This window comes from Streptomyces phaeofaciens (assembly GCF_014648915.1).
GTDB lineage: Bacteria > Actinomycetota > Actinomycetes > Streptomycetales > Streptomycetaceae > Streptomyces > Streptomyces phaeofaciens.
Window position 1 is genome coordinate 155668 of the sequence record NZ_BMSA01000022.1, and the last position, 25693, is coordinate 181360.

26 protein-coding genes and 1 tRNA gene are annotated in these 25693 nt (G+C 72.0%); 13 read left to right on the forward strand and 14 right to left on the reverse strand.

The features are described from left to right. Complete coding sequence (locus tag IE275_RS31695) at positions 1–219, reverse strand: FmdB family zinc ribbon protein (protein ID WP_189715511.1); 219 nt, start codon at positions 217–219, stop codon at positions 1–3. Between the two features lie 288 nt (positions 220–507). Here IE275_RS31695 and IE275_RS31700 point away from each other — a divergent pair, with 288 nt between their 5' ends. From IE275_RS31700 to IE275_RS31710, 3 genes are all read left to right on the forward strand, one after another. Continuing rightward, positions 508–2736: a transglycosylase domain-containing protein gene (locus tag IE275_RS31700; protein WP_189715582.1), complete on the forward strand. Its 2229-nt coding sequence runs from the start codon at positions 508–510 to the stop codon at positions 2734–2736. Positions 2737–2783: 47 nt separating this feature from the next. Beyond that, entirely contained in the window at positions 2784–4070 is a 1287-nt protein-coding gene (locus IE275_RS31705) for a polysaccharide deacetylase family protein (RefSeq protein ID WP_189715513.1), read from the forward strand. A 167-nt stretch (positions 4071–4237) separates the two neighbouring features. Then, on the forward strand, positions 4238–5407 hold the full coding sequence (locus IE275_RS31710) for an amidase domain-containing protein (RefSeq protein WP_189715515.1): 1170 nt from the start codon (positions 4238–4240) through the stop codon (positions 5405–5407). On the opposite strand, the gene IE275_RS31715 is transcribed toward IE275_RS31710, so the two are convergent. The 3 genes from IE275_RS31715 to IE275_RS31725 form a co-directional block, all read right to left on the reverse strand. After that, positions 5395–5961 carry a DUF4383 domain-containing protein gene (locus tag IE275_RS31715; RefSeq protein WP_189715517.1) on the reverse strand — a complete coding sequence of 189 codons (567 nt, stop codon included), beginning with the start codon at positions 5959–5961 and terminating at the stop codon, positions 5395–5397. The two genes, IE275_RS31710 and IE275_RS31715, sit on opposite strands and share 13 nt — an antisense overlap. A 95-nt stretch (positions 5962–6056) precedes the next feature. Next, complete coding sequence (locus IE275_RS31720; RefSeq protein ID WP_189715519.1) at positions 6057–7430, reverse strand: coiled-coil domain-containing protein; 1374 nt, start codon at positions 7428–7430, stop codon at positions 6057–6059. A gap of 74 nt (positions 7431–7504) precedes the next feature. Beyond that, positions 7505–8278, reverse strand: coding sequence for a DUF4097 family beta strand repeat-containing protein (locus IE275_RS31725; RefSeq protein ID WP_189715522.1), 774 nt, complete (start codon positions 8276–8278; stop codon positions 7505–7507). 172 nt (positions 8279–8450) lie between these two features. Between IE275_RS31725 and IE275_RS31730 the strand changes: the two genes are divergently transcribed. The 3 genes from IE275_RS31730 to IE275_RS31740 all read left to right on the forward strand — a co-directional run bounded on the left by IE275_RS31730 (position 8451) and on the right by IE275_RS31740 (position 9714). After that, positions 8451–8525 (forward strand) — tRNA-Val (locus IE275_RS31730). 87 nt (positions 8526–8612) lie between these two features. Continuing rightward, positions 8613–9005, forward strand: a complete 393-nt coding sequence (locus IE275_RS31735; protein ID WP_189715583.1) for a DUF6153 family protein — start codon at positions 8613–8615, stop codon at positions 9003–9005. Positions 9006–9090: 85 nt separating this feature from the next. Further along, entirely contained in the window at positions 9091–9714 is a 624-nt protein-coding gene (locus tag IE275_RS31740; protein ID WP_189715523.1) for a DUF305 domain-containing protein, read from the forward strand. 89 nt (positions 9715–9803) lie between these two features. On the opposite strand, the gene IE275_RS31745 is transcribed toward IE275_RS31740, so the two are convergent. Further along, positions 9804–10160, reverse strand: a complete 357-nt coding sequence (locus IE275_RS31745) for a DUF8825 domain-containing protein (RefSeq protein WP_189715525.1) — start codon at positions 10158–10160, stop codon at positions 9804–9806. A gap of 111 nt (positions 10161–10271) precedes the next feature. Between IE275_RS31745 and IE275_RS31750 the strand changes: the two genes are divergently transcribed. Then, on the forward strand, positions 10272–10793 hold the full coding sequence (locus IE275_RS31750) for a GNAT family N-acetyltransferase (protein ID WP_189715527.1): 522 nt from the start codon (positions 10272–10274) through the stop codon (positions 10791–10793). On the opposite strand, the gene IE275_RS31755 is transcribed toward IE275_RS31750, so the two are convergent. Then, entirely contained in the window at positions 10783–11688 is a 906-nt protein-coding gene (locus IE275_RS31755) for a ketopantoate reductase family protein (protein WP_189715529.1), read from the reverse strand. The two genes, IE275_RS31750 and IE275_RS31755, sit on opposite strands and share 11 nt — an antisense overlap. 98 nt (positions 11689–11786) lie before the next feature. Between IE275_RS31755 and IE275_RS31760 the strand changes: the two genes are divergently transcribed. Beyond that, positions 11787–12008, forward strand: a complete 222-nt coding sequence (locus tag IE275_RS31760) for a DUF2277 domain-containing protein (protein ID WP_189715531.1) — start codon at positions 11787–11789, stop codon at positions 12006–12008. A gap of 55 nt (positions 12009–12063) precedes the next feature. Here IE275_RS31760 and IE275_RS31765 read toward each other — a convergent pair whose 3' ends face one another. The 5 genes from IE275_RS31765 to IE275_RS31785 form a co-directional block, all read right to left on the reverse strand. Beyond that, the gene (locus IE275_RS31765; protein ID WP_189715534.1) at positions 12064–12678 is read right to left on the reverse strand and encodes a DedA family protein; all 615 of its coding nucleotides are present in this window, start codon (positions 12676–12678) and stop codon (positions 12064–12066) included. A 214-nt stretch (positions 12679–12892) separates the two neighbouring features. Next, positions 12893–13348 (reverse strand): DoxX family protein, encoded by a 456-nt coding sequence (locus IE275_RS31770; protein WP_189715537.1) that lies wholly within the window; start codon positions 13346–13348, stop codon positions 12893–12895. 101 nt (positions 13349–13449) lie between these two features. Further along, positions 13450–15387: an FAD/NAD(P)-binding protein gene (locus IE275_RS31775; protein WP_373299325.1), complete on the reverse strand. Its 1938-nt coding sequence runs from the start codon at positions 15385–15387 to the stop codon at positions 13450–13452. Positions 15388–15525: 138 nt separating this feature from the next. Next, positions 15526–17154, reverse strand: coding sequence for an alkaline phosphatase D family protein (locus IE275_RS31780; protein WP_189715538.1), 1629 nt, complete (start codon positions 17152–17154; stop codon positions 15526–15528). Positions 17155–17232: 78 nt separating this feature from the next. Further along, positions 17233–17877: an HNH endonuclease family protein gene (locus IE275_RS31785; RefSeq protein WP_189715539.1), complete on the reverse strand. Its 645-nt coding sequence runs from the start codon at positions 17875–17877 to the stop codon at positions 17233–17235. A gap of 375 nt (positions 17878–18252) precedes the next feature. On the opposite strand from IE275_RS31785, the gene IE275_RS31790 reads away from it, so the two are divergent. Together IE275_RS31790 and IE275_RS31795 are read left to right on the forward strand one after the other, a co-directional pair. After that, complete coding sequence (locus tag IE275_RS31790) at positions 18253–18834, forward strand: TMEM165/GDT1 family protein (RefSeq protein WP_189715540.1); 582 nt, start codon at positions 18253–18255, stop codon at positions 18832–18834. Between the two features lie 331 nt (positions 18835–19165). Continuing rightward, a complete protein-coding gene (locus IE275_RS31795) occupies positions 19166–19819 on the forward strand; it encodes an HAD-IA family hydrolase (RefSeq protein ID WP_189715541.1) in 654 nt (217 codons plus the stop codon). Positions 19820–19872: 53 nt separating this feature from the next. Here the strand turns inward: IE275_RS31795 and IE275_RS31800 are convergent, their stop codons facing one another. After that, positions 19873–21060, reverse strand: coding sequence for a peptidoglycan-binding protein (locus tag IE275_RS31800; RefSeq protein WP_229870751.1), 1188 nt, complete (start codon positions 21058–21060; stop codon positions 19873–19875). Between the two features lie 192 nt (positions 21061–21252). On the opposite strand from IE275_RS31800, the gene IE275_RS31805 reads away from it, so the two are divergent. Further along, a complete protein-coding gene (locus tag IE275_RS31805; RefSeq protein ID WP_189715543.1) occupies positions 21253–23334 on the forward strand; it encodes an MFS transporter in 2082 nt (693 codons plus the stop codon). Here IE275_RS31805 and IE275_RS31810 read toward each other — a convergent pair. Further along, positions 23327–23866, reverse strand: a complete 540-nt coding sequence (locus IE275_RS31810) for a GNAT family N-acetyltransferase (protein ID WP_189715545.1) — start codon at positions 23864–23866, stop codon at positions 23327–23329. The two genes, IE275_RS31805 and IE275_RS31810, sit on opposite strands and share 8 nt — an antisense overlap. 210 nt (positions 23867–24076) lie before the next feature. Here IE275_RS31810 and IE275_RS31815 point away from each other — a divergent pair, with 210 nt between their 5' ends. Continuing rightward, positions 24077–24754 (forward strand): hypothetical protein, encoded by a 678-nt coding sequence (locus IE275_RS31815; protein ID WP_189715547.1) that lies wholly within the window; start codon positions 24077–24079, stop codon positions 24752–24754. Between the two features lie 5 nt (positions 24755–24759). Beyond that, a complete protein-coding gene (locus IE275_RS46205; protein ID WP_229870753.1) occupies positions 24760–25224 on the forward strand; it encodes a hypothetical protein in 465 nt (154 codons plus the stop codon). Here the strand turns inward: IE275_RS46205 and IE275_RS31825 are convergent. After that, positions 25210–25659, reverse strand: coding sequence for a DnaJ family domain-containing protein (locus IE275_RS31825; RefSeq protein ID WP_189715549.1), 450 nt, complete (start codon positions 25657–25659; stop codon positions 25210–25212). The two genes, IE275_RS46205 and IE275_RS31825, sit on opposite strands and share 15 nt — an antisense overlap. Between the last annotated feature and the right edge of the window lie 34 nt (positions 25660–25693).

Consider the following 25693-nt stretch of genomic DNA (forward strand, 5'->3'; position numbering starts at 1 on the left):
TCAGGAGCAGCAGCCTCCGCCGCAGCAGCCGCCTCCGCCCCCGCCGCCCGACCTGGGCGCGGGGGCGGACGTCGTGCCGCCCACGGCGACGGTTGAGAGGAGTTTCACAGTGTCCGCGTGGCCTGCGGGGCAGTCGGCGGGGGCGGCGGATTCCGCCATCGGACGGCTCAGTTCGAAAGTGTTGCCGCAGGTCCGGCAGCGGTACTCGTAGCGTGGCATGCCGACAGGCTAATCCCCCTATGCCCGGACGAGCCTCCCATAGTTTCGGCTGTGTTCACTTCTGTCGATTTCTTATGTGGAGAATTTGCGAAGGGCGCTGGTAATTTGAGGGAGCCGCGATGAACCGCGAGGTCGGGGGGATTCAGGGTTTGCAGCCGCGTCCACGGCAACCATGTCAGACCCTCGTACGTCTGTACGTCTGCCTGTGCGAGCAATACGAAGTGCGGAGGGAGACGCGTAGTGACCCGAGCGGGGCAGGGGGAGGAGCCCCAGGAGCCGGACGCCACCATGCAGCTGAAGGTGCCTGCCGATTTCCGGGCGGACGAGACCATGCAGTTGCGGGTTTCGGATATACCAGACATACCCGAAAATCGATCCGGGAAATCGGAGAAAGCGCAGAAGTCGGAGAAGCCGGATAAGGCGTCCCGATCGGGGAACCGGCGCAAAGCACCCCGAACCCCCTTTCTCGTTCAGCTCTCCGCCACCCTCGGCCCCCGGCTGGCCCCGCTCCTCGCGTTCCTGGCCCCGTACGTGGCGCGGCTCGCCCCGTACGCCCGCAAACTGCGACCGCTCTACCCCCGCCCGGGCCGCACCGGCTGGCGGCGCTGGATACCCTCCTGGCGGCAGAGCCTGGGGGGCTTCTTCGCGTCCATAGGACTCACGAGCATGTTCCTGGTGGTCGCCTACGCGGCCACCGACGTCCCGGAGAACCTCAACACCTACGCCACCCAGCAGGACAACGTGTACTTCTGGGCCGACGGGACACCCATGGCCCGCACCGGCTGGGTCCAGCGGCAGGCGATGCCGCTCAAGGACATCCCCGAGGACGTCCGCTGGGCGGTCCTCGCGGCCGAGAACGCGAGCTTCTACAGCGACCCCGGCATCTCCTTCAAGGGCATCAGCCGCGCCCTGTTCCGCACCCTCGGCCAGGGCGACACCCAGGGCGGCTCGACGATCACCCAGCAGTACGTCAAGAACGTCTACCTGAACCAGAACCAGACGGTCAGCCGCAAGTTCACCGAGGCGATGATCTCCCTCAAGCTCGACAACCAGATGAGCAAGGACGACATCCTCGAGGGCTACCTCAACACCAGCTGGTTCGGTCGCGGCACCTACGGCATCCAGCGCGCCGCCCAGGCCTACTACGGCAAGGACGTCAGCGAGCTGAACGCCAGCGAGGCCGCGTTCCTCGCCTCCCTCCTCAAGGGCGCGGGGCTGTACGACCCGACGCTCAACTCCGCCAACCGCGCCCGGGCCGTGGAGCGCTGGACCTGGACCCTCGACCGGATGGTCGAGATCGGCAAGCTGTCGAAGACCGAGCGGGCCAAGTACAAGAAGTTCCCCGAGCCGCTCAAGAGCAACCCGCTCTACGACACCGGTGAGCAGAGCGACTACCTGGTCGAACTCGCCTCGCAGTACGCCAAGAAATCCGGCGGCATCTCCGACAAGGACTTCGACCTCGGCGGCTACCAGATCTACACGACCTTCGACAAGAAGCGTGAGGACCAGCTCACCGAAGAGGTCACCGCGGCTCGCAAGAAGGCCCTGAAGGACGACCCGAAGAAGGCGAAGACCACCCACTACGGCGCCGCCTCGGTGGACGCCGACGGACGGATCCTCGCCGTCTACGGCGGCCCCGACCACCGTACGCAGGGCTACAACGAGTCCAACGCCACCACCGTCCAGGCCGGCAGCGCGTTCACGCCCTTCGTGTACGCGGCCGCACTGGAGAACGGCATCCACAAGACCCGGGACGGGGACACCACACCGGTCACCCCGGAGTCGCTCTACAACGGCGACAACGAGGTACCGGTCACCACCCCCGAGGGCCCCTACTGGGACCGCAACGGCCGCAAGGTCTCCGCCAAGAACGACGGGGAGCGGTCCTACGGGCAGATCTCCCTGCGCCGGGCCATGGAGCTGTCGGTGAACACCCCGTTCATGCAGCTCGGCATGGACGCCGGCCTGGACGTGGTGCGCAAGACCGCGGAGGACTCCGGCTTCCTGTCCTCCAGCATCGGCGCCCAGGTGCCGCTGATGTCCCTGGGCAGCTCCACGCCCAGCGCGATCCGGATGGCGAGCGGCTACTCCACCTTCGCCGCCGACGGCAGGCACACCGAGCCGTACTCGGTGCGCAAGGTCACCAAGAACGGCTCCACGGTCCCGCTCGACACCCCCGCCGCCCGGCGCGTGGTCGGTGCCGAGGTGGCCCAGCAGGTCAGCTCCGCGCTCGCCGACAACTTCCGCGCCTCCCACCCGTCCGACGTCCCCGCCGGGCAGCAGACGGCCGCCGCCGCCTCGGACCTGTCCGAAGTGGCCGGAAAAGCCGGGACCACCCAGAACGACACGGCAGCCTGGTACGTGGGCACCGCCAAGGCCGTGTCCACCGCGGTCGTCGTCTACCGCATCGACCTCACCAAGAGCCTCGAACCGCTTCCACTGGAGGGCATCGCCGGCACGACCGACGACAGCGTCCCGTACGGCATCTGGTCAGGTGCCATGAGCCCGCTCGGCTGACCACCCAGCAGGCACCGTGTCCCCAACTCCCGGAGAATGAGCAGCACATGAAGTCACCGTCGGGCCGCCGCCGCAAGGCCCCGGCAACCACGCGCCGCCCCGCGGCCACGCACCCCGGGTTCCTGACGCTGGCGGCGCTCCTCGTCGTCGCCTCCCTCGTGGGCGGCTACCTGGTGCTGAACCGTACGGCCAACACCACGCCGACCGCGTCCTCGGGGGACAGCAAGAAGAACGCGGCGAAGGCCGACAAGGAGCCGAAGTGGGACGGCAAGACGCACGTCCTGGGGGACGGCTCCACCTCGTACACGGGCCCGCAGAAGGGCCAGCTGAAGGCGGTGCCGCTCAAGCCCGGTGAGAAGCCGCCCCAGTTCGTCGTCTTCTCCTGGGACGGCGCCCTGAGCGGCGACGACGAGCTCTTCGCCCACTACCGGGAGATGGCCGAGCAGTACAACGCCCACATGACGTTCTTCCTCACGGGCATCTACCTCCTGCCCAAGAGCAAGGCCGACCTGTACTCGCCGCCCCAGCACCCCAAGGGCACCTCGGCGATCAGCTTCCCCACCGACGAGCACATCCGCACCACCCTGGAGCAGCTCGGCGAGGCGTGGAAGGAGGGCAACGAGATCGGCACCCACTTCAACGGCCACTTCTGCGGCGCCAAGGGCGGCAAGGACTGGAGCGTCGAGGAGTGGAAGAGCGAGATCGACCAGTTCTACTCCTTCGCCGAGAACTGGAAGACCAACACCGGCTACACCGACATGGACCCGCTGCCCTTCGACTTCAAGAAGGAGGTCACCGGCGGCCGGGCACCCTGCCTGGAGGGCCAGGCGAACCTGCTGAAGGCCGCCAAGACCTACGGCTGGCGCTACGACGCCAGCTCCTCGGGCGACTTCCAGATCTGGCCCACGAAGAAGAACGGCATCTGGGACTTCCCGCTCCAGGCCCTCCCGTACGACGGCGGCGCGTACCAGGGCCTGTCCATGGACTTCAACTTCCTGGCCAACCAGTCCGACGGCCAGACCGACGGCGATCCGGCCCGGTACGCCGAGTGGCAGCAGGAGACCACCGACGCCTACATGGGCGGCTTCAACCGCGTGTACTACGGCAGCCGGGCCCCGATGTTCATCGGCAACCACTTCGAGCAGTGGAACGGCGGCATCTACATGAAGGCCGTCGACCACGTCATCGAGAACGTGTGCACCAAGAAGGACGTCAAGTGCGTGTCCTTCAAGGAGCTGTCCGACTGGATGGACGTCCAGTCGCCCGCCACCCTGGAGCGGCTGCGCAGCCTGGACCCGGCGCAGTCCCCGGACTGGTCGACCGTCGTGAAGTGACGTGTGAGAACCGCGCGGTTGCTGTCGGTGGGCGACCGCGCGGGGTCCGTGTGCGGGCGGTTGACGTAACCAAACCTCAACCGCATCCCCCTTCACAGGAGCTGCACATGGCGTGCGAAGATGCCGTACCCCGGCATCCCACCGCCGGGGCAAGAGGGGAAACATCAGTGAAGTCAAGGAAATTGACCGGGACGCGCCGCAGGGTCACCATATTGGGGGCGGCCGCGACCTCCGTCGTCGCCGGAGTCGCGCTGCTGCCCAACTGGAGCGCCGGTGCCTCGGTCGTCGACGACCCCACCGTCGACGCCCGGACCAAGGCCACGTTCCAGCGGCTGGCGGACGCGGTCTTCACCGACCGCACGGACGCCCTCGTCGACGGCAAGCAGGGCAACCGGGACAAGCCGCTGACCGACGGCTTCTCCGGCGACGTCCGGCTGTCCTCCGGCACGGCCCGCACCGAGGACGCCGCGCTGTCCTCGCTGGGCAAGCGCAAGGACACGCTCGCCAAGGCCGGCGAGACCTACAGCAAGGGCGCCACCACCGTCACCCTGAACGCCACCCGCGTGACGGGCCGTACGGCCAAGGCCGCGGTCACCGAGACCACGACCCTGACCTACGACAAGACGCGCGCCGGGCAGCCGAAGAGCACCGGCTTCCAGTCGCACCACGAGCTGACGTTCAAGGCCGACCGGCAGGGCAACTGGCAGCTGACCGACATCCGCGACACCGACCAGGGTGGCCTCGCGGTGAACACGCTGTCCAAGCCGACGACCGTCAAGGCGACCACCGCCGACGACACCATGCCGGCCGCCAAGCGCGCGGCGACCACCCGCAACCCGGTCGCCGCCCCGAAGACCGGCACGGCCCTGGACTACAAGGCCATGGCGACCTACGCCGAGAAGTACGTGTACACCTACAACAAGGACTACCCGGACTTCAACGGCCACGGCGCCGGCGGCGACTGCACCAACTTCGTCAGCCAGTCCCTGAAGGCCGGCGGCTGGAAGCACGTCCCCGGCTACGTGTACGACTACACCCGGTGGTTCGGCAACGCCGACATCCAGTCCGACTCGTTCGTCGGCGTCAACGAGTGGTCCTGGTTCGCCCAGAACTCCAAGCGGACCACGGCGCTCGACAACGTCTACCAGCTCGAGGTCGGCGACGTCCTCCAGATGGACTTCGACCGTGACGGGTCCAAGGACCACACGATGATCGTCACGTACAAGAGCGGCGGCGTCCCGTACGTGACGTACCACTCCAACAACACCCTCCGCAGGTCGGTGGCGAGCCTCGTGGCCTCGTACCCGAACGCGTACTACTACGCCTACCGCACCTGATCCGGCCGGTCCCGCCGCTCCGTGAGCTCCCGCTGCCCGGCTTCCCGCTCGGCGATGTCGGGGTGGCGGGCCCGCCAGTACGGGTTGTCGTGCGGCAGGGCGGATCCGACCCTGCCGTACATCCCGAAGACCATCAGCAGGATGCCGATCACGAAGCTGAGCATGCAGTTCTGGATCTTGAAGGCCAGGAAGTTGTAGTCCGTCTCCAGCAGGGCCATGTTCAGGAAGCCGCTGAGGATGAACAGGCCACCGAGGGTCATGTTCAGCGTGGACGCGAAGTTCCCGCCGATCACCATGCCGACGAAGAGCAGCAGCCCGACCCCGACCGAGAGCCAGCTGAGCGCGCCGTTGGTGTTGAGGCTCCAGACCTCGTCCCCGCCGGTGTCGAAGAAGCCGATCTTGTCGATGATGCCGAAGATCCCGAACACGAGCAGGCCCAGGCCCATCAGCCCGGCACCGATCCGGTAGACCATGTTCAGCCGGTGGTCGACGGGCAGATGATCGTCGAGCCTGATCCGGCGCCTGTGTTCGGAGTGCACCGCATGGGTCGCCATCTCCGCCTCCCGATGGGTGAGACATGCCGACGGGGCCGTACATACCCTTCAATATCCGCCCGTACGGGCCGGCGGGCAACGGGGGGCCGCGGCCGTCAGTGGGCGGTGCCGCGTTCCTCACGGATCCGGCCGACCACCTCGGACACCGTGCGGCGGACCGCTTCCGTCTCGGTCAGGAAGTGCCAGTAGTCGGGGTGACGGTCCTCGAGCGTGGCGATCGCGCGCTCCAGCCGGGCGACGGAGTCGTCCAGCGGGCGGGCATCGCGCGGGTCGGGCGTGTTGCGGCCGGCCATCGCCAGACGCTGGGCGTCACGGATCGCGAAACGGGTGCGGTCGATCTCCTGCCGCGGATCCTTCTGCACGGCGTTCAGCCTGGTCAGACGGTCACCGGCGGCGGACACCGCCTCGTCGGTGGTGTTCAGCAGGGCCCGTGCCGTGGACAGCAGCGCGGTGGCGTCCGGCCAGCGCTGAGCGTCGCGTGCGTCCCGCGCCTCCGTGAGCTTTTGCTCGGCCTGCCGGACGTTCTCCGCCGCCTGGTCCGGTACCTGCTGGAGGTCCTGCCAGCAGGCGGCCGTGAACCGCCGCCGCAGCTCGCTCAGAATGGGCTCCACCTGCCCGGAGCGGGTCGTGAGCGCCTGTGCGCGGGTCCGCAGCGACACCAGCCGGTGGTCGATCTCGGCGGCCCGCTCGGGCAGCCGCTCCGCCTCCACCCGGACCGCCTCGGCCTCCCGCGTCACCCGCTCGGCCCGCTCCAGCGTCTGCGGCACCCCGTGCTGCCCCGCGCCCTGGTTCAGCTTGGTCAGCTCGGGCGCCAGCGCCGCCAGCCGCGCCGCTAGCCCGTCCGCCCGCAGCCCCGTCTCCCGGACGGCGTCCAGCGCGTTCGACGCGGCCAGCAGCGCCTGCCGGGCCCGCTCCACGGCGGGCGCGAGCCGGGCCAGTTGCGTCTCGGCCTTGCCGAGCAGCGGACCGAGGCCGTCGGTGAAACGGTCCAGCTCCTGCTTCACCCGGCCCAGCTCGTCCTTGGCGCGGGTCAGCTCGGTGCGCGCCCGGCCGGCCGCCGAGGCCTCCAGGTCGTCCCGGTCCAGGTCGTGGGCGTCCACCGCCTGGATGTACTGGTGGCTCGCCTCGTCGATGCGCCGGCCGATCGCCTCGAAGTCCGCGACCGCCCGCCGGGCGGCCGGCGAGTCGTCGACCGCCGTGATCGTCTCGATCGAGATCCGCAGATCCCGCTGGGCGGTGTCCAGTTCGTAGAACGCGGCCGCCGCGGCGTCCTTCGCCGCCTGCGCTTCGGCCCGCTGGCTCTCCGACCGCCCGCCGAACCAGCGCCGGGTGCCACCGCCGGCGAACGCGGCGGGCAGCGCCAGCGCGGCCACGACCGGCAGGGCGACGAGGGTGAGGGTGTCCCGGAGCGCGCGGAGGGGTGCGCGCGGCACCGACGGCGAGTTCGGCTGCGCTGGTGTCGCCGTCACATCCCTCTCCCGTGCTGTGTCCGCCCTGCCCGGATGCCATTCTCCCACCCGTTAAGGACGAACACACGAGCCCGTTAGTTCGCGGTTCGCACGGTGACTTTGCCGTCGTGCGTCTCGGCCTCCACCACGTGCGGGCTGTTCTCGTCCCGCGGCACGGACACCTCCCGCGCGCCGTCGTCGGTCTTCGCCGTCACCTTGTACGCCGCGTCCGGCAGCGAGATCGTCACCGAGCCGTCCTCGGACACGGACTCCACCCGGTCCGGTACGGCGGCCAGGTCGAGCCGGACCGAGCCGTCCTCGGTCCGGGTGCGCACGGTGCGCGAGGAGACCTCGGCGCGCACGGACCCGTCCTCGGTGCGCAGGTCCAGCGGCCCGCGGGAGTCCTCGACCCGGACCGAGCCGTCGTTCGTGCGGATGCCGAGCGCGTCCTCGAAGCCCCGTGCCGTCACGCTGCCGTCGTCGTTCACGACGTTCACCGCGACCCCGCGCGGGACCTCGATCCGGTGCCGGGCGGAACAGGAGGCGACGAACCCCGAGCAGTCCGTCCGCAGCACCAGCCGGTCGCCCTTCATCGACCAGCGCGGCTTCGGGGTCTCGCCGACCGCCACCTTCCCCTTGAACCACCGGGTGACGTCGACCGTGCCGGCGTCATGGGCGTCGGAGGCGACGATCTCGAGCGCCGAGTCGTCGGAGTCGACGGTGAGGGTGGCGCCGCCGAGGGCGAAGGCGCGGTGGTCGGGGTGGGCGTCGTCGGAGGCGTCGGCGCCGCAGGCGGTCGCGGTGGCGGCGAGGGCCACGACGACCGCGGTCACGAGAGCCGCGCGGGCGGGAACGGTCGTACGGGCCATGATGTGTCTCCCCCTGGGCGTGTCCGGTGTGTCTACGACCGTAGGGAGCGGGGGAGCGCCGGACGATCCGGCGCGCTCCCGGATCCGGGGTGGGGGTAACCCCCGGCCGGTACCCCGCCGATACGGGTTTGCGGGACACCGCCCCGGGCAATGTAGGCTGTCGACTCGTTCTGGGTGCGTAGCTCAGGGGTAGAGCGCCTGCCTTACAAGCAGGATGTCGGCGGTTCGAAACCGTCCGCGCCCACCAGACGGTGTCGCAGGGCCCCCGGATCACTCCGGGGGCCCTGCGGCGTGTCGGGCCCGGGTGATCCCTAGGATGACGGCTGTGAACGGAATGTGGCGGCGGGCGGTGTGCGTGCTCGGGCTCCTCGTGGGCCTGCTCGCCATGCACGGCCTCGCGCCCGGCGTGCTGCTGCCGCACTCCGCGCACCCGCAGACGCGGCCCATGGCGGACGCCGCCGTGTCGGCCGTCGCCTCCTTCGTCACCTCGGCCTCCGAGGCCCACGACGACTGTCCCGAGGGTCACTGCGGCGGCGGACACGCCCGGCACGCGGACCCGACCTGCGCGTCGCCCGCGCCGGACGGCGGCCCGGTGCTGGCCGGCCCGGTGCCCGACCCGGCCCCGGTGCCCGTGACGCACGGCGCCGGGTGCGCGTCCGTGACCGACGACCCCGACGGCGCCCGCGCGCCCCCGTCCCTGGCGGAACTCCAGCTCCTGCGGATCTAGACACCCCTCGCGCAGCACGCGGCCCACGGGCCGGCGTGATGCGCCGACGTGTCCAAGTCCCCTTTTTCTCCCCAGGAGTTCTCGTATGACCAGCACCACACGCACCCGTGTCCGCCGGGCCGCCGCCACGGCGGTGACGGTGACCGCCGCGCTCGTCCTCGCCGCCTGCGGCGCCGCCGCTGACGGCGACGGCGACGGCGCCGCGGGCGCGAAGGCCACCGCCTCGGCCGCCTCGTACAACGCCCAGGACGTCACCTTCGCGCAGGGCATGATCCCGCACCACCGCCAGGCCCTGGAGATGGCCGAACTCGCCGCCGACCGCGCCTCGTCCACGCAGGTCAAGGATCTCGCCGCCCGGATCGAGCGGGCGCAGGACCCGGAGATCGGGAAGCTGACCGGCTGGCTGAAGGCCTGGGGCGAGGACGTGCCCGAGGAGGGCGCCTCCATGGATCACGGCTCCCACGGCGACGCCATGGCCGGAATGATGGACGAGGCCGCCATGGACGAGCTGTCGAAGGCATCCGGCAAGGCCTTCGACACCGCCTTCCTGACCCTGATGGTGGACCACCACGAGGGCGCCGTCGACATGGCCGGCACCGAGCGCGACAAGGGCCGCTACGCCCCCGCCAAGTCCCTGGCCGACGACATCGTCACCGGGCAGAGCGCGGAGATCGCGGAGATGAACGAGCTGCTCGGCAGGGACAGCTAGGCCGACGGCCGGGCGGGTCCGGGGAGCGGTCCCGGGACCCGCCCTGAGGGGGTTCCCGGTCCTGGGATCCCGGTCCAGGGTGACCGGTCCTAGGAGGGTTCCCGGGCCTCCTCGCCAGGTGGGGTCGCGTGCGCGTGCTTGAGGCGCGTGCGGGCCTCCATCCGGTCCCCGGCCGCCACCTCCGCCCAGAAGCGGTGGCCGCTCACGAACACCGCCAGCTCGTGCTCCCGGCGGCGCAGCTTCTCCACCTCGGCCTGCTCGTCGGCGGTCCAGCCGGGGGAGGCGGGGCGCTCGACCTTGCGCCAGCCGTTGTCGTCGCTGAATCCGTCCAGGGGCTCGACCGACCAGGGCAGCCGCTTCAGGAGGACCGACAGTTCGGCCCGGACCTGATGCAGCTCCTCCTGACCGGCGCGCAGGTCGCTCGGAAAGTCATAGGTCGTAGCCACGCGCTAATGCTACGCCTGTTCGATTTTGTGGGGCGAGCTCCTTCTGGGTGTTCCTGTGAACGCGTGTTCGAGCTGGGGTTCGTTGTCGGACCTGTGTCCTACGGTGGCCGCATGGATCACAGCGATGTGCGGCGCGTGCGGCTGGTTCCCTGGTCGGAGGGCGACCTCTGGCTGCTGCGGCGGACCAACAGCCCCGAGATGACCGAGCACCTCGGCGGGCCGGAGCCGGAGGAGCGGCTCCTCGCCCGGCACCGGCGGTACTGCGCGCTGTCGTCCGGCCGGATGTACCGGGTCACGCTCGCGGACGGGGGCGAGACCGCCGGCTCCATCGGGTACTGGGAGCGCGAGTGGCGGGACGGCACGGTGTGGGAGACGGGCTGGGGGATCCTGCCCGAGTTCCAGGGCCGAGGGCTGGCCGCGCTGGCGGCCCGTGCCCTCGTCGACGTCGTGCGGGAGGCGGGCGGCCACCCGGCCCTGCACGCCTTCCCCGAAGTGGACCACGCCGCGTCCAACGGGGTGTGCCGCAAGGCCGGGTTCACCCTGCTCGGGCAGGCCGACTTCGAGTACCCGAAGGGTCATTGGATCAGATCCAACGACTGGTACGTCGACCTGCGCGCGGGCCTCAGCGGGTAGCCGCCGCCACCTCCTTCACCAGGCGCGCGGTCACCGGCACGGACACGCCGTGCCGCTCGGCCGCGCGCAGCAGCGCCCCGCCGATCGCGTCGAGTTCGAGCGGCAGGCCGGCCTCGGCGTCGCGCTGCATGGAGGACTTCGCCGCGGGCTCGAAGGCGTCGTACAGGGCGAGTGACCGGGCCGGGTCGGCGGGGGCGCCGCAGGCCCGGCTGACCGCGGCGGTCTCCTCGACCAGGGCGGTGAGATCCTCCCGGTGCCGGGTGCGGATCTCGCCGACGGGGACGCCGTGGCGGGTGGTGAGCAGGGCGAACGGCGCGAGGAACGCCAGCTTCGCCCACAGGACGGCGGTCTCGTCCGGGTGCGCCCGTACGGTCGGGTCGGCCGCGGACAGGGCCTGGGCGAGCGCGTCGAGACGGTCGCGGGGCACCTGGTCCCCGGCGAGGTCGATGCCGGTGAAGCGGCTGCCGTGCTCGATCACGCCGGGTGCGACCCGGGTCGACTCGACGCGGATGACGGCCGGGGCGACCCGGTCCGGGCGGTGGTGGGCGCGCAGCAGCGCGGGGTGCTCGACGCCGTTGAGGAACGGCACGAGAAGGGTGTTCTCGCCGAGCGCCGAGGGCGGGATGCGGGTCAGGGCCGTGTCGAGGGCGGTGTGCTTGACGGTGATCAGGACCGCGTCGACCGGGGTGCGCAGCGCGGTGTCCGCCTCGACCTCGGCCGTGAAGTCGCCGAACTGGCCGCTGCGCACGCGGATGCCCTGGGTGCGCAGGGTCGCGGCGGTGTCCTCGCCGGCCAGGCAGACCACCCGGTGGCCGGCCCGGGACAGAAGCGCCGCGAGCAGGCCGCCGACCCCGCCGGGGCCCAGGACGGCGACGGTGCGTATGTCGTTCGCCATGATGCTGTTGTTCCTCTCGTCGGTCGGCCCCTGGTTCGTGGTGGCCGCCTCGAAGCGATCATGGCACGAACGCCGGGCGGCGGGGGAGACTTGAGGGCATGTGCCGGAGTATCAAGACGTTGCGTCCGCCCGCGCTGGCCGAGGAGGCCACGCAGGAGGAGATTCGGGCCGCCGCCCTCCAGTTCGTGCGAAAGGTGTCCGGCTTCCGGGCACCGGCCGAGCACAACCGGGAGGTGTTCGAACGAGCGGTCGAAGACATCGCCCTGGCCACGGCGGAGCTGCTGGACGGGCTGGAGGTACGGGGCGCCCACCGGGCGTGACCCTGCGGGGTCCCGTGCCGGTGTGCCGGCGCGGGACCGGCGCGCGTCCGTGCCGTCAGGCCGATGACGGGCGGCGCACCAGGTACGCCGCTCCCGCTCCCGCTCCGAACAGGGCCAGCAGGGAGACGCCGGTGGCCAGCCAGGTCGCGCCCAGCCAGTGCGCGCCGAAGTAGCCGAGGGCGACGCTGTAGGCGGCCCAGGAGAGGCCGGCCAGGGCGGACCAGGGCAGGAAGTCGCGGGCGCGGCGGTGGGCGGCGCCCGCGATCAGGGAGACCACCGAGCGGCCGGCGGGCGCGAAGCGGGCCAGGACCACCAGCGCGCCGCCGCCCTTGGCGAGTGCCTCGCCGAGACGTTCCTGCGCCGAGGTGAGCCGCCGGGAGCGGGCGATCGCACGGGCCAGGCGCTCACCGCCCCGCCAGGCCAGACGGTAGGCCACCAGATCGCCCAGCACGGAGGCGGTCGTCGCGCACAGGATCAGCGCCAGGATGTCCGGGACCTCGTGCGGCACCTGTCCGGTCGCCGCCCCCGATCCCGCCGCGGCGGCCGTCGCCGCCGTGATGACCAGTACTCCGCTCGGCAGTACCGGCAGGAACACGTCGAGGAGGACCGACAGGCCCACCAGCACGTAGATCCATGGACTGCCGAACAACGCCCCCACACTCTCGAACACCGATCGCTCCCCGTGTCTCCCCCGTGACGGCCGACCGTACCGCTGTGACGCGAGGGAGCGGCAGATGCGGCCAATACAGCCATACAGCGTACGCCGAGGGTGTGACAGGAGATTCACGGGGGGCGCGTGCCTTCGGCACCGGACGTTCACCGAAGAGGCCGAATCGGATCCGGAGCGGGAAGCGGAACGGGCGAGGAGTCCTTCGCGGTGACCGTCAGGCCGCCACGGTGACCGTCTGGGTGGCCGGCTCCCGCTCGGCGTCGGGGCGCCGGGAGAAGAGCCGGTCGAGGCCGAGGGCGCCGGATCCGGTGAACACCAGCAGCAGGAAGGCCCAGCAGAACATCGCGGAGGCCTCGCCGCCGTTCTCCATCGGCCACAGGGCGCCGGGCTGGTGCACCTTGAAGTAGGCGTACGCCATGGAGCCCGAGGCCAGGAGCGCGGCGGCCCGGGTGCCGAGGCCCAGCAGCACCAGGCTGCCGCAGACCAGCTGGATCACGGCCGCGTACCAGCCGGGCCAGGTGCCGGCGTCGAGGGTGCCGCCCTCGGCGCCGGCGGCCCCGCCGAGGACGCCGAAGAGGGAGGCGGCTCCGTGGCAGGCGAACAGCAGGCCGACGACGATACGGAACAGACCGATCGCGTAGGGCTGTGCGGTGTTGAGACGAGCGGACATGGTGGGGGGTGCTCCTTCGGTGTCGGTCGGCCGGTCCCGATGGGGGAGAGGACCGGTCGGTGGGGGCGGCGGTACCGAACGAGCGACCACGCTAGGCAGCCCTAATCAATGATTGCAAGTTCAACATTCGGCCATGGTTCGGCTTCCGCTTGACGTTCCGGCTCCGATCTCGCCGTACGCAGCACGGCTCTTGCGATCGCGTCCGCATCGGAGAGCGTGACCGAATCCACCCCCGGGCGGGCGCCCGCCGCCGTCACCCAGTGCACGCCCTCCGTGGGCACGCCGAAGGCGAACCGCCTTGAATGCGGCCTACCTTGACGGTCCATCAGGTGGTAGGGGCGCGGTGTGACGTCCAGTCCGCCGGTCGGGTAGCCGTCGACGGTGTGCGGCCGGCAGTGCCCGGCCTTCAGCAGCCGGGCGAGCAACTCGTCGGCGGTGCGCCGCAGATCCGGTTCCGGAAGCCGGGCCTCGACGAGTGTGGTCACCCGGACGGACGACCCCGGCACCTCCGGCGAGCACGCCCGCCAGGCCCCGTCCTCCTCGCTCACCTCCAGCCGCGGGCCGAGCACCTCCACCACTCCCGCCTCCAGCAGCGCGGCCAGTTCCTCGACGCGCCGGCGGGGCGGGCCGATGGACAGGAAGGCGTTGAGCGGGGTGTACCAGCGGTCGAGGTGGTCCCGGCGGGAGGCGCCGGCCAGCCCGCCGTGGTCGACGATCAGCCGCAGTTCGTTGCGCAGGTCCCGCAGCACGTCCAGGGCGGCCTTCGGCGGACCGTCCACATTGCCCCGGGCGGCGTCCTCGGCGTCCCGCCGCAGATACCCCAGCAGCCATTCCCGCCACTGCCCCGGGTGCGTGAACCCCCGGTCCGCGTACGGCCGGGCGATCCGGTGCCAGCTCCAGCGGTCCGCCTCCGCGACCCCGAACTCCTCCAGGATCCCGGCCTCGCGGGGGTCGCCGTGCGCAACGGTGAGAAAGCGGTCCGCGAACTCCTCGCGGCGGACCAGGGTCGCGTAGTAGACCGTCTCCACCTCCTTCGCCACCAGCGGCCATATCTCCGCCAGGAAGTCCGGCGCCTCACCGGAGTCCGCGCGCTTGCGGAAGCCCGCGATCACCTCCGGGGTGAGGACCAGCGGGACATGACGGCCGTACGGGCCCTTGGCGTTGTCGCCGCGTGCCTGGTACGGGACCCCGCGCCGCGAACCGGCGTACAGGCGCGGCTCGCGGCCGGAGGGGATGTACCGCAGCCCGCGGGAGGTGCCCGCGCCCGCGCGGACGAAACGGCCGCCCCGGCCGGTGGTCAGCAGGGCCAGGTGGTCGAAGAAGTTCAGGCCCAGGCCGCGCAGCAGCACCGGCTCGCCGGGCGCCAGCGGGGAGAGGTCGACGTCGGCCGGGTTGGCGGGCGCGATGTGCCGCAGGCCGTTGCGCTCGGCGTACGCCCTGTGGCGCCGGCGGGCCGCGTCCGCCACCACCGGCAGATGGCCCTGGGCCAGGACCACGGCGGACAGGCCGGGCAGGACGCGGCCGTCGTCGAGGGTGAGGACCTGGCGGCCGTCGGCACCCTCGTCCAGCCGGACCGCGCGGGCCGCGTGGGTCTCGACCCGTACCGAGTGCGGCGCCCGGCGCACGGTCCGCGCGAACACCCACTCCAGGTAGCGGCCGTAGTGCGCGCGGGTCGGGTACTCGTCCGGGCCCAGCGTGCCCGCCGCCCACGTGTACAGGCTGGGGCCCGGCCGGATCGGGCCCGCGCAGTCCACGCTGTCGTCGGTGAACAGGGTCACCTGCGAGGCCACCGTGTTCATCAGCAGCTCCCGCGACTGCGCGGTGCGCCAGACCCGGCCCGGTCCCGGTGGGGCCGGGTCCACGACATGGACCGTGAGCCGCGCTCCCGGCGGCAGGAGGTGCGGCGCGGAGGCGCAGAGGCGTTCCAGGACGCTGGTGCCGCGCGGCCCGGCGCCGACCAGGGCGACGGACACCGGCGCGGGCGCCGCGCGTTCGACCGCGGTCTCTTCCGCGGTCGTTTCCGCGTTCACTGAGGACAAAGGGGGGACTCCCGGGCGTGTGGGGGCGCGATGGAGCGGATCGCCCGCAGCGCGGCACCGGAAGCGGACGGTCCGCCTCATCATGCCGTCGGCCGTCCCAGAAGCCAACGCGGGCCCCCGTGGCCCTGGTTGTCCCGCTCAGGGGGTCAAGTCCGACTCCTCCACGGTTGTCAGTACGCCCTTCCCGCGTGCCTGTTCCAGCCGTAGCCGGGCCGAACGCCCGCGCAGATCCAGGGTCATGAGCTGGTTGCCGAACCACGGCCCGCTCGTCCTGCGCCAGTCGACGGGCGGACGCGGACAGCGGCCGTGCCGGGCGAACCGGCGCCCGAGGGCGCGGGCCACCGCGCTCCAGCCGAAGCGGAATCCCATCCGTATCGACAGCGGTATCGAGTTGTGCACCGGTGAACAGGTCAGCTGGAGGACGCGCGCGTCCGGGCCGGGCCCCTCTCGCCACCGGGCTTCGGCGACATACGCGTGATGGACGTCCCCGGAGAGCACGAGCACCGTCGCGGGAGCCGACGCCCCGGTGCCCGCCTCGGCGATCAGCTCCGCCAGCGCGGTGAAGGAGCCGGGGAAGGCCGCCCAGTGCTCCAGGTCCGCCGCCCGCCGCAGCTTCTCCCCGAACCGCGCCCAGCGCGCGCCCCGCTCACCCCGGCACAGCGCCGCGTTCCACGTCTCGGCGTCGTGCACCAGGTGCGGCAGCAGCCAGGGCAGGGAGGTGCCGATCAGGAGATGGTCGTAGGAGCCGGGGTCGTCGAGGACCTGGGTGCGCAGCCAGGCGGCCTGGCCGGGGTCGAGCATCGCGCGTTCGCCCTCGTCGAGGACGCGCGCGGCCCGGGTGTCCACCATCAGCAGCCGGGTCCGGCCGAAGTCGCGCCGGTAGCTCCAGCGGACGGAGGCCGGTTCGGCGTCGGCCCGGCAGGCGAAGGCGCGCAGCGCGTCGGTGCCGTCGGGGGTGGCGTGCAGGGCGGTGTGGAGCGGGTCGGCGGCCAGCTCGGCGGGGGAGAGGTTGCCCAGGTGCTGGTGGACCCAGTACGACATCAGGCCGCTCAGGATCCGCTCCCGCCACCAGGGCGTGGCCCGCATGTCGGCGAGCCAGGCGGCGGAGGTGTTCCAGTCGTCGATCACGTCGTGGTCGTCGAAGACCATGCAGCTCGGCACGGTGGACAGCAGCCAGCGGATCTCGGGGTCGAGCCAGGACTCGTAGTAGAGCCAGGTGTACTCCTCGAAGTCGGCGACCTCCGCGCCCGGCGGGTCGGCGAGGCCGCGGCGGGCCCGGATCAGCTCCCGCGTCGCGTCGGAGACCTCGTCGGCGTACACCTGGTCGCCCAGCAGCAGGAGCACGTCGGGCCGTTCGGCGTCCGGGTCGGCGGCGAGGCGGGCCGCCAGGCTGTCCAGGGCGTCGGGGCCGACGGGATCCTCCTGGCCGGCGGGGGGCGCCGCCCAGCGGCAGGAGCCGAAGGCCACCCGGACGCCGTCGCCGTCCGCCGGGACACGGATGACGGACGGCGGGAAGCGGGAGTCGGGGAGCGGCCACACGCGTGTGCCGTCGAGGAACACCTCGTACGCCGTCTCCGTGCCGGCCGTCAGACCGGTCACCGGGACCAGGGCGTAGTGATGGCCCGCCACCTGGAAGGTGCGGGCCGTGCCGCCGGAGCCGTCCGCGCAGCGCACCTCGGCGGCGCACGGACGGCTCGCCTCGACCCAGACGGTCGCGGACGAGCCGTCGGCGTATCTCAGCAGGGGGCCCAGCCGCAGTCCGGCCACGGGATCACTCTCCTCCGTCGCCCCGTACGGTACGGAACGACGGAGGGGAATGGGGAGGTCCGTGCGCCGGTCGTCCGGTCAGCAGCCGGCGAGGTAGCTGGTGAGCGCGGACTTCTCGGCCGAGTCGACGGAGAGGCCGTAGTAGTACTTCACCTGGACCCAGGCCCGGACGTAGGTGCAGCGGTACGAGGTGACCGACGGCATCCAGGTGGCCGGGTCCTGGTCGCCCTTGGCCTGGTTCACGTTGTCCGTGACGGCGATGAGCTGCGGACGGGTCAGGTCGTTGGCGAAGCTCTGGCGCTTGCTGCTCGTCCAGGCGTCGGCGCCGGAGTCCCAGGCCTCGGCGAGCGGGACCAGGTGGTCGATGTCGAGGTCGGACGCGGCGGTCCAGGTCGCGCCGTCGTACGGGGAGTACCAGCTGCCGCTGGTGGAGGCGCAGGCGGAGTCGGTGACGACGTTCGAGCCGTCGCGCTTGAGGACCGTCTCGCGGGTGTTGCAGGTGCCGCTGATGGTGATCCAGTGGTTGAAGAGGTCGCGGTCGTAGCCGGTGCGGTCCTCGGTGGCCACGGTGAGGGTGGCGAGGTAGCTGCGCGCGGTGGCGGCGCTGACCGGGGTGGGGAGGGCGGCGGAGGCGGTCGGCGCCTGGAAAAGCGCGACGGAGGCTATGAGGCCGGTGAAGGCCGCGAGTATGCTCAGCCGTCGACGCGCGTAGAACTTGGCCATGCGAACTCCTTGGTGGGGCGGGGGCGTTGGAGTGCGAGCGGTGGAATGCTCGCCGGGTCGCGTTGCGGGGAGGTGTGCGTGCGGTAAGAAATTAATGACGCGTACATGACATGACAAGGTTTACGACGAAACGATCTCGTATGATTGACGGAGCAGAAGGGGAGTAGCTCTTCGCCGGACCGTCGACATACTGCTCAGCTCGTCTGAGCCGGCGCCCGGAGGCAGATCCCGTGAGGGACCGGCCAGCGAGACCTTCGGCAAGCAGTGCACATCCGTGCCCCACGGCGCGGATGCCATGTGTGCTGCCGTGCCGAGGTGTCTTCACTTCCTGAGGAATCAGGCTCTCGGCGGGGTGGCCCGACCGATTGAGGAACCTTGATCAGTATCAGCGTCATGGCGGTCGTCTTCGGCGTCGTCTTCCTGGCCGAGCTGCCGGACAAGACCGCGCTCGCCGGGCTCGTCCTCGGCACCCGCTACCGCGCCTCCTACGTCTTCGCGGGGGTCGCCGCCGCCTTCGCGCTGCACGTCGCGCTCGCCGTCGCCGCGGGCAGCGTGCTGACGCTGCTGCCGCAGCAGATCGTGCAGGCGCTCACGGGCGTGCTGTTCCTGGGCGGCGCGGCGGTGCTGCTGCTGAAGAAGGACGACGGCGACGAGGAGATCCGCAAGCCGGAGAACCAGTCCTTCTGGAAGGTCTCGGGAGCCGGCTTCATGCTCATCCTGGTCGCCGAGTTCGGTGACCTCACGCAGATCATGACGGCGAACCTCGCCGCGCGCTACGACGACCCGCTCTCCGTCGGCCTCGGTGCGGTGCTGGCGCTGTGGGCGGTGGCCGGTCTGGGCATCGTCGGCGGCAAGGCGCTGATGAAGCGGGTGCCGCTGACGCTGATCACGCGGATCGCGGCGCTGCTGATGCTCGCGCTGGGCCTGTGGAGCCTGTGGGAGGCGATCGCCGGCTGAGGCGGGGCTGATGGAGCAGGCGGGGCCGATGGGGCTGATGAGGCCGGCGGGGGCCGGGCGCCGGCTCGCGCGCCGTGAGCGGCGCTGTCCGCCTGGATGGGAGCCGTCGGCGGCCGTCGTCCGCCGGTTCGGGGTGGCGGCCGGCGGCCCGCCGGGCCGGGAGGCGAGCTGAACGGACGGTGAACGCTTTCCGCCCTTTCCCGGAGTGAGTGGCGGACGGGGCCGATTGTTTTGTACCGTGGAGGAACAAAGTGGCTCCCGTCCGTTTTCCCTGACCGGCGGGCGGGGCCGCCTTGTCTCCACGTACCCGGAGCCCTCCTTGGAGCCACCGATGCCGGTCCTGTCCGCCCGTGCCCTTCTGCTCGACATGGACGGCACCCTCGTGAACTCCGATGCCGTGGTCGAGCGGGTCTGGCGGCGCTGGGCCGACCGGCACGGGCTGGACGGCGACGAGGTCATGGGGGTCGTCCACGGACGGCAGGGGTACGCCTCGATGGCCGTCCTGCTGCCCGACCGGCCGATGGAGCAGAACCACACGGACAACGCCCGGATGCTCGCGGAGGAGACCGCCGACCTGGACGGGGTCGTGCCGGTGCCCGGGGCGCCGGAGTTCCTCGCCTCGCTCCGTGCGCAGGGGGTGCCGCACGCGCTGGTGACCTCGGCGGACGTCGCGCTGTCCACGGCGCGGATGGCGGCGGCGGGACTGGAACTGCCGGACCTGCGGATCACCGCGGAGTCGGTCGGCGCCAGCAAGCCCGACCCCGAGGGGTTCCTCAAGGGCGCGGCGGACCTGGGCGTCCCGGCCGCGGAGTGCGTGGTGTTCGAGGACTCGGGAGCGGGGATCGCCGCCGGGCGCGCCGCCGGGATGCGGGTCGTGGGGGTCGGGGCGAGGGCCGCGGCGTACGGCCCCGACGTCGTGGTGCGGGATCTGCGCGAGATCCGGGTCGAGGCCGGGGCGGACGGGGTCCGGCTCCACATCGGCTGAGGGCGGGGGAGCGCGGGCCGTCGGCCGCTTTGCCGGCCAGGGGGCCCTGGCCCTTAAGGCTCCTGGGTCTCCGACTCCAGGCTCTGGCGGCTCGCCGCCCCGTACACGCCCAGCTCGTCGGCCCTGATGCCCCGGGCCCACTGGTAGTTGCGCAGGGCGTCCTCGAGCTCGTCGGTGAAGTTGCCGTTGGCCTTGCCGTTGTAGAGGTACAGCTGCCGCAGCCGGAGCTGGAGTTCGGTCACCTCCGCGCCCTTGTCGCCCCGGCGCAGCACGGGCGCCGCGATGGTCTCCCCGCCGCCGTCCGCACCGTTGTCGGGGCCGCTGCTGCCCGTGACCTCGGACGTCGGCGCCGTCTGGCTCGGCTCGGCCGACGCGGAGGCGGACGGTGAGGCGCTGGACGCCGACGCGGACGGCGAGGCGCTCTCGCTCGCGGAGGCCGACGGCGACGCGCTGGACGCCGAGGGGGACGGGGAGTCGCTCGCCGAGGGCGATACCGAAGCCGCGCTGGTCGACGCGTCGGGCACGGCGGCCCGGACGTCCTCGGGGGCGGCGCTGTCCCGGGTCGGCTTCTCGTAGGAGAACAGCCCGCTCGCGAACCCGGCGGCGGTCACCACGGCCACCACGGCACCGGTCGTGGCGAGCAGCAGGGTGCGTCGGCGGCGCCGGCCGTTCGCGGTCGCCGCGTCCTCGTCGTCGGCGTACCCGTATCCGCCGGTCCGGTCCCGGTCCCCGTCCGTCGCCTCGAACAGGCTCAGATCGGTGGTGCTGGGCGCGGCGCCCGTCGGGGCGAGGGGGGTGGGGAGCGCGGCGGTCGCGTCCACGGCGCGCAGCGGGACGGTCTCGTCGGTGGGGATCGCCCGCAGGGGCATCGTCATCTCGGCGGCACCGGGGGGCGTACCGAATCCGGCGGCCGCCCCGGGGGGTGCGCCAGGTGTTCCGTACGGCGCCCCGGGCATCGGGGAGGGTGTTCCGCCCCCGGGAGTCCCCCGGCCGCTCTCGCCCCCGGCTCCGGATCCGTCTTCGCCGTCGCCCTCGCCGATCTCGACGTACGGGCGTATGCGCAGCGGATCGAAGTCCTCCGCCGCGGCCGCCTCGGCCGTGCGCGTGTCGCGCAGGGCGTCCGAGGCGCGCTGGGCGCAGGCGCAGGAAGGGGTGTTGTCCGCGGCCCGGAGCGCGCCGCACTCCGGGCACGGCAGCCCCTGCCGGTCCGGTCGGCTGTGTCGCCCCGTTGGATCGCTCACGTGTTCGTTCCTCCCCATCCAAACTCCAGAGATTATGCAGATCCTCCACACAATCGCCCGCCCGCGACCCCCGGAATGTCGGATTCCATCAAGATGTCGGGAGAATTCCGGGCTGCCCCAAGGGGACTCGGGAGGCCATAACGGGTCACACCGATCACGATGAAAGGGTCACCCGAGCCCCAGGAGGCATCCATGGCCTTGGACGCGCACAGCGCGACGGCGGATCCGCGCCAGGAGCACGTGTCCGGAAATGTGCTCGTCTCGATCGGCGCCCTGCTGCTCGGCATGCTCCTCGCCGCCCTCGACCAGACGATCGTCTCCACGGCCCTGCCCACGATCGTCAGCGATCTGGGCGGCCTGGACCATCTGAGCTGGGTCGTCACCGCCTACCTGCTCGCGTCGACCGCCGCCACCCCGCTGTGGGGCAAACTGGGCGACCAGTACGGCCGGAAGCGCTTGTTCCAGGCCGCGATCGTCGTCTTCCTGATCGGTTCGGCGCTGTGCGGATTGGCTCAGAACATGCCCCAGCTGATCGCCTTCCGGGCGGTCCAGGGACTGGGCGGCGGCGGCCTCATGGTGCTGTCGATGGCGATCGTCGGCGACATCGTCCCGCCCCGGGAACGCGGCCGCTACCAGGGCCTGTTCGGCGCGGTGTTCGGCGCCACCAGCGTCCTCGGCCCGCTGCTCGGCGGCCTGTTCACCCAACACCTCAGCTGGCGCTGGGTCTTCTACATCAATCTGCCCGTCGGTGTCGTCGCCCTCGTCGTCATCGCGACCGTCCTGCGCATCCCGCACAGGGCGACCAGGCACGTCATCGACTACCTCGGCACCCTCCTCATCGCCTCCGTCGCCACCTGCCTGGTGCTGGTGGCCTCGCTCGGCGGCACCACCTGGGACTGGGGCTCGCCGCAGATCGTCGGCCTCGCGGTGCTGGGCGTCGTCCTCGCCGTCGTGTTCGTGGCCGTCGAACGCAGGGCGGCCGAACCCGTCCTCCCGCTCAAGCTGTTCGGCATCCGCACCTTCACCCTCTCCGCCGTGATCAGCTTCATCGTCGGCTTCGCGATGTTCGGCGCGATGACCTATCTGCCGACCTTCCTCCAGGTCGTCCAGGGCATCTCCCCGACCATGTCCGGGGTGCACATGCTGCCGATGGTGGTCGGCATGCTGCTGTCGTCCACCGCCTCCGGGCAGATCGTCAGCCGCACCGGCCGCTGGAAGGTCTTCCCCGTCGCCGGCACCGCCGTCACCACCATCGGCCTGCTCCTGCTGCACCAGCTGGACGAGCACAGCTCCACGGGCGAGATGAGCGCCTACTTCTTCGTCTTCGGCCTGGGTCTCGGCCTGGTCATGCAGGTCCTGGTCCTGATCGTGCAGAACGCCGTCAGCTACGAGGATCTCGGCGTCGCCACCTCCGGCGCGACCTTCTTCCGCTCCATCGGCGCGTCCTTCGGCGTCGCGATCTTCGGCACGGTCTTCGCCGGCCGCCTCGGCGACAAGCTCACCGACGCCTTCCGGGGCGTCAGCCTCCCGCCCGGCGTCTCGGTCGACGCGCTGGAGGCCGACCCGCGCCAGATCGCCGACCTCCCGGCCGACCTGCGCCCACCGGTCCTGAGCGCGTACGCGTCCGCGATCACCGACGTCTTCCTGTACGCCGCCCCCGTCGCTCTCCTCGGCTTCGTGCTCGCCTGGTTCCTGCGGGAGGACCCGCTGCGCGGCTCGGTCACCGCGCCCGACGTGACGGAGACCCTCGCCAGCAACCCGGTCGAGCGGTCGTCCTACGACGAGGTGTGCCGGGCGCTGTCCGTCCTCGGTACCCGCGAGGGCCGCCGCGAGATCTACCGGAAGATCGCCGACCGGTCCGGCCACGACCTGCTGCCCGCGGCGAGCTGGCTGCTGCTGCGCACCTGGAAGTACGGCAGCGTCGAGCCCGGCGTGCTCGCCGAGCGCACCACCGTCCCGCTGAACGTGATCCTGGAGGCCGTCCGGCAGGTCGAGGAACGCCGGCTGGGCGTGCGCGAGGGACTCGACCTCACCCTCACCCCGCGGGGCCGCGAGGTCGCGGAGGACCTGGCACGGGCCCGCGAGGAGTCGCTGGCCGAGCTGCTCGGCGACTGGTGGGGCCCGGACCGGCCCACCGACCTGGTCCAGCTGGTCAAGGAACTCACCACCGAGCTGTGCGGCTCCGACCGCGAACAGCCCTACGGTGACGCGCCGGAGCCCCGCGACCACCGGCTGCCGCCGCGTGACCACGGGCTGCCCCCGCGCGTCACCTGAGCGGCTTCGCGAACCAGTGTTCGGCGTAGAGGCTGTCGTTGTGCGGCTCGGTCTCGCGGTAGCCGAGGCGGGCGTACAGGGCACGCGCCTCCACCAGGTCGCTCCGGGTGTCGAGGATCATCCGCGTGGCACCGAGTGCCCGGGCGGCGTCCTCGGCGGCCCCGACGAGCCGCGGGGCCCCGCCCTTCCCGCGCAGCCCCTCCCGTACGAACACCCGCGTCAGCTCGGCCGTCCCGGCGTCCAGCAGCCGTACGCCCGCACAGCCGCCCGGCACACCGCCGTACCGTCCGAGGAGCAACTGCCCCGCGGGCGGGGCGAGGTCGGCTCCCGTGTGGGCGGCGATCTCCCGCTCCAGCTCGGCGGGGTCGGTGCGGCGCCCCTCGTGCAGCAGATACCAGCGGTCGCTGACCTCCGTGTAATACTCCCGCCACAGCGCGGCGGCGGCCGACGAGTCGAAGGGCTCGGGGGCGATGCTCCAGGTCGGCGGGGCCGTCGGGAACGGAGTGGCCGGAGTCGTCGGCGTGGTCGTCATGACGACATTGTCGTGAGCCGTCCTGCCGGGCCCGCAACCGAATTCGGGTGACCGCATACCCGTCGACGAGCGACCCGGCCGGCCGTGCGACGACCCCGCCCCGGCGACCGGCGCTTCCTCGCCGCCCTTCGCCGGATCCGTTTGGACACGGCCGTCCGGGCAACCCGAGTGCGGAATCGGCCCGCGGGGCCGACCCATCGGAGGGCAACCATGTCCACAGGCGTGATCATCGCTCTGATCGTGGCGGTCGTCGTGGTCGCCGTCGCGGCCGTCCCGGCCGTGCGGGCCCGGGGATCGCGAGGCGCAGGCGGCCTGAAGCGGCGCTTCGGGCCCGAGTACGACCGTGCCGTCGACCGGCACGACGGGGACTTCAAGGCGGCCGAGCGGGAACTCGGCGCTCTCGTGGAGCGGCACGGCGGACTGCGCGAGCGGCCGCTGGAGCCCGCGGAACGCGAGCGGTACGAGGCCCGCTGGACGGCCGTGCAGGAGCACTTCGTCGACTCGCCGAGGAAGGCGGTCGCCGAGGCCGACCAGCTGCTCGCGGAGGTGGCCGGCGCGCGCGGCTTCCCGGACGGCGCGCAGTACGACGAACAGGTCGCCGCGCTCTCCGTGCACCACGCACACCATGTGCAGGGCTACCGGACCGTGCACCGCGTCACCCGGGTGACGCCCGACGGCTCACCGGACGCGGCCGCGCCCGGCACGGAGGACATGCGGGCCGCCCTGCTCGAGGCCCGCGCGCTCTTCGACGACCTGCTCACCCCGGCCCGCGGCGAGCCCGATCGCCGTCACCGCGCCGAGCACACCGCGGCGGCCGCCACGCCAGGGGCCGACGGCCACCGCCGTCTGCCGCGCGCTTTCCACCGTCAGCAGCCGAAGGAGGGCTGAGCGAGATGCCGGACGTGACACCGAAGGGACGCGGCACGGTGACCGGGGCCGAGGACGCGAAGGGCACCGGGGCCGACGTGGCCGCCGGGGGTGACGGCCGGGGTTCGTCGCCGTCGCCGTCACCGTCGTCGCCCTCGATCTCGCCCTCGCCGGCGAGCAAGGCACCGCAGGAGTCCCGGACCCCGCCGTCGCTGCTCCCGCGCGACGAGTGCGACAAGCTCACCGCCCGTCTGGAGCACGCGGTCGTCGGGTTCGTGGACGGCCCGCGGGACGCCGTGGAGGAGGCCGACCACGTCCTGGAGGAACTGGCGGCCCGCCTGACCGACGTCGTGCAGCGCCGGCGCCGTACCCTGCGCGGTTCCTGGCGGCCGGCCGGCCCCGGGGACGGGGAGCCCGCCGCCGACACCGAGCAACTCCGGCTGGCCCTGCGGGACTACCGCGAGCTGAGCGAGCGGCTACTGCGCATGTGATCCCTCACCGTGGACCCCGCCCGGGGCCCCCGCGTCCGCCCGGCGCTCCCGCCACTCCCGTACGACCGCTTCCACGTCGTACGGCTTCATGCCCAGCGGGGGGCCGGGCGGCGGCTTGAACATCATCTCGCGGAGCTTGACGTTGACGTCCGTGATGATCTTCCGGACGATGCGTTCCGAGGAGGCCGCGTACGCCGCCGCGAGGGCGTCCTCCGCCTCCTTGCGCAGGGCGAGGGCCGGAGGCAGGACCGAGAGTCCCTCGCGGGCCATCTTGGCCTTGATCCACCACAGTTCGTCGTACGACGTGTCCGTGCCCGGTGGCAACGGCTTCCCCGCGCCCGGGAGTTGGTCGAATTCGCCGCGCCGTTCCGCATCACGGATCTGCTTGTCGACCCAGGACTCGAACGGGACACCCGGTGGCTTTCGCTCGGTCATGCGTCCATTGTGCCGGACGCGACCGGCCCGGGCG

Excerpts from the sequence above, each read along its gene's own strand:
- IE275_RS31695 (WP_189715511.1), bottom strand. The coding sequence starts at position 219 with ATGCCACGCTACGAGTACCGCTGCCGGACCTGCGGCAACACTTTCGAA.
- IE275_RS31700 (WP_189715582.1), top strand. The coding sequence starts at position 508 with ATGCAGCTGAAGGTGCCTGCCGATTTCCGGGCGGACGAGACCATGCAG.
- IE275_RS31705 (WP_189715513.1), top strand. The coding sequence starts at position 2,784 with ATGAAGTCACCGTCGGGCCGCCGCCGCAAGGCCCCGGCAACCACGCGC.
- IE275_RS31715 (WP_189715517.1), bottom strand. The coding sequence starts at position 5,961 with ATGGCGACCCATGCGGTGCACTCCGAACACAGGCGCCGGATCAGGCTC.
- IE275_RS31725 (WP_189715522.1), bottom strand. The coding sequence starts at position 8,278 with ATGGCCCGTACGACCGTTCCCGCCCGCGCGGCTCTCGTGACCGCGGTC.
- IE275_RS31735 (WP_189715583.1), top strand. The coding sequence starts at position 8,613 with ATGTGGCGGCGGGCGGTGTGCGTGCTCGGGCTCCTCGTGGGCCTGCTC.
- IE275_RS31740 (WP_189715523.1), top strand. The coding sequence starts at position 9,091 with ATGACCAGCACCACACGCACCCGTGTCCGCCGGGCCGCCGCCACGGCG.
- IE275_RS31750 (WP_189715527.1), top strand. The coding sequence starts at position 10,272 with ATGGATCACAGCGATGTGCGGCGCGTGCGGCTGGTTCCCTGGTCGGAG.
- IE275_RS31755 (WP_189715529.1), bottom strand. The coding sequence starts at position 11,688 with ATGGCGAACGACATACGCACCGTCGCCGTCCTGGGCCCCGGCGGGGTC.
- IE275_RS31760 (WP_189715531.1), top strand. The coding sequence starts at position 11,787 with ATGTGCCGGAGTATCAAGACGTTGCGTCCGCCCGCGCTGGCCGAGGAG.
- IE275_RS31770 (WP_189715537.1), bottom strand. The coding sequence starts at position 13,348 with ATGTCCGCTCGTCTCAACACCGCACAGCCCTACGCGATCGGTCTGTTC.
- IE275_RS31785 (WP_189715539.1), bottom strand. The coding sequence starts at position 17,877 with ATGGCCAAGTTCTACGCGCGTCGACGGCTGAGCATACTCGCGGCCTTC.
- IE275_RS31795 (WP_189715541.1), top strand. The coding sequence starts at position 19,166 with ATGCCGGTCCTGTCCGCCCGTGCCCTTCTGCTCGACATGGACGGCACC.
- IE275_RS31805 (WP_189715543.1), top strand. The coding sequence starts at position 21,253 with ATGGCCTTGGACGCGCACAGCGCGACGGCGGATCCGCGCCAGGAGCAC.
- IE275_RS31810 (WP_189715545.1), bottom strand. The coding sequence starts at position 23,866 with ATGACGACCACGCCGACGACTCCGGCCACTCCGTTCCCGACGGCCCCG.
- IE275_RS31815 (WP_189715547.1), top strand. The coding sequence starts at position 24,077 with ATGTCCACAGGCGTGATCATCGCTCTGATCGTGGCGGTCGTCGTGGTC.
- IE275_RS46205 (WP_229870753.1), top strand. The coding sequence starts at position 24,760 with ATGCCGGACGTGACACCGAAGGGACGCGGCACGGTGACCGGGGCCGAG.
- IE275_RS31825 (WP_189715549.1), bottom strand. The coding sequence starts at position 25,659 with ATGACCGAGCGAAAGCCACCGGGTGTCCCGTTCGAGTCCTGGGTCGAC.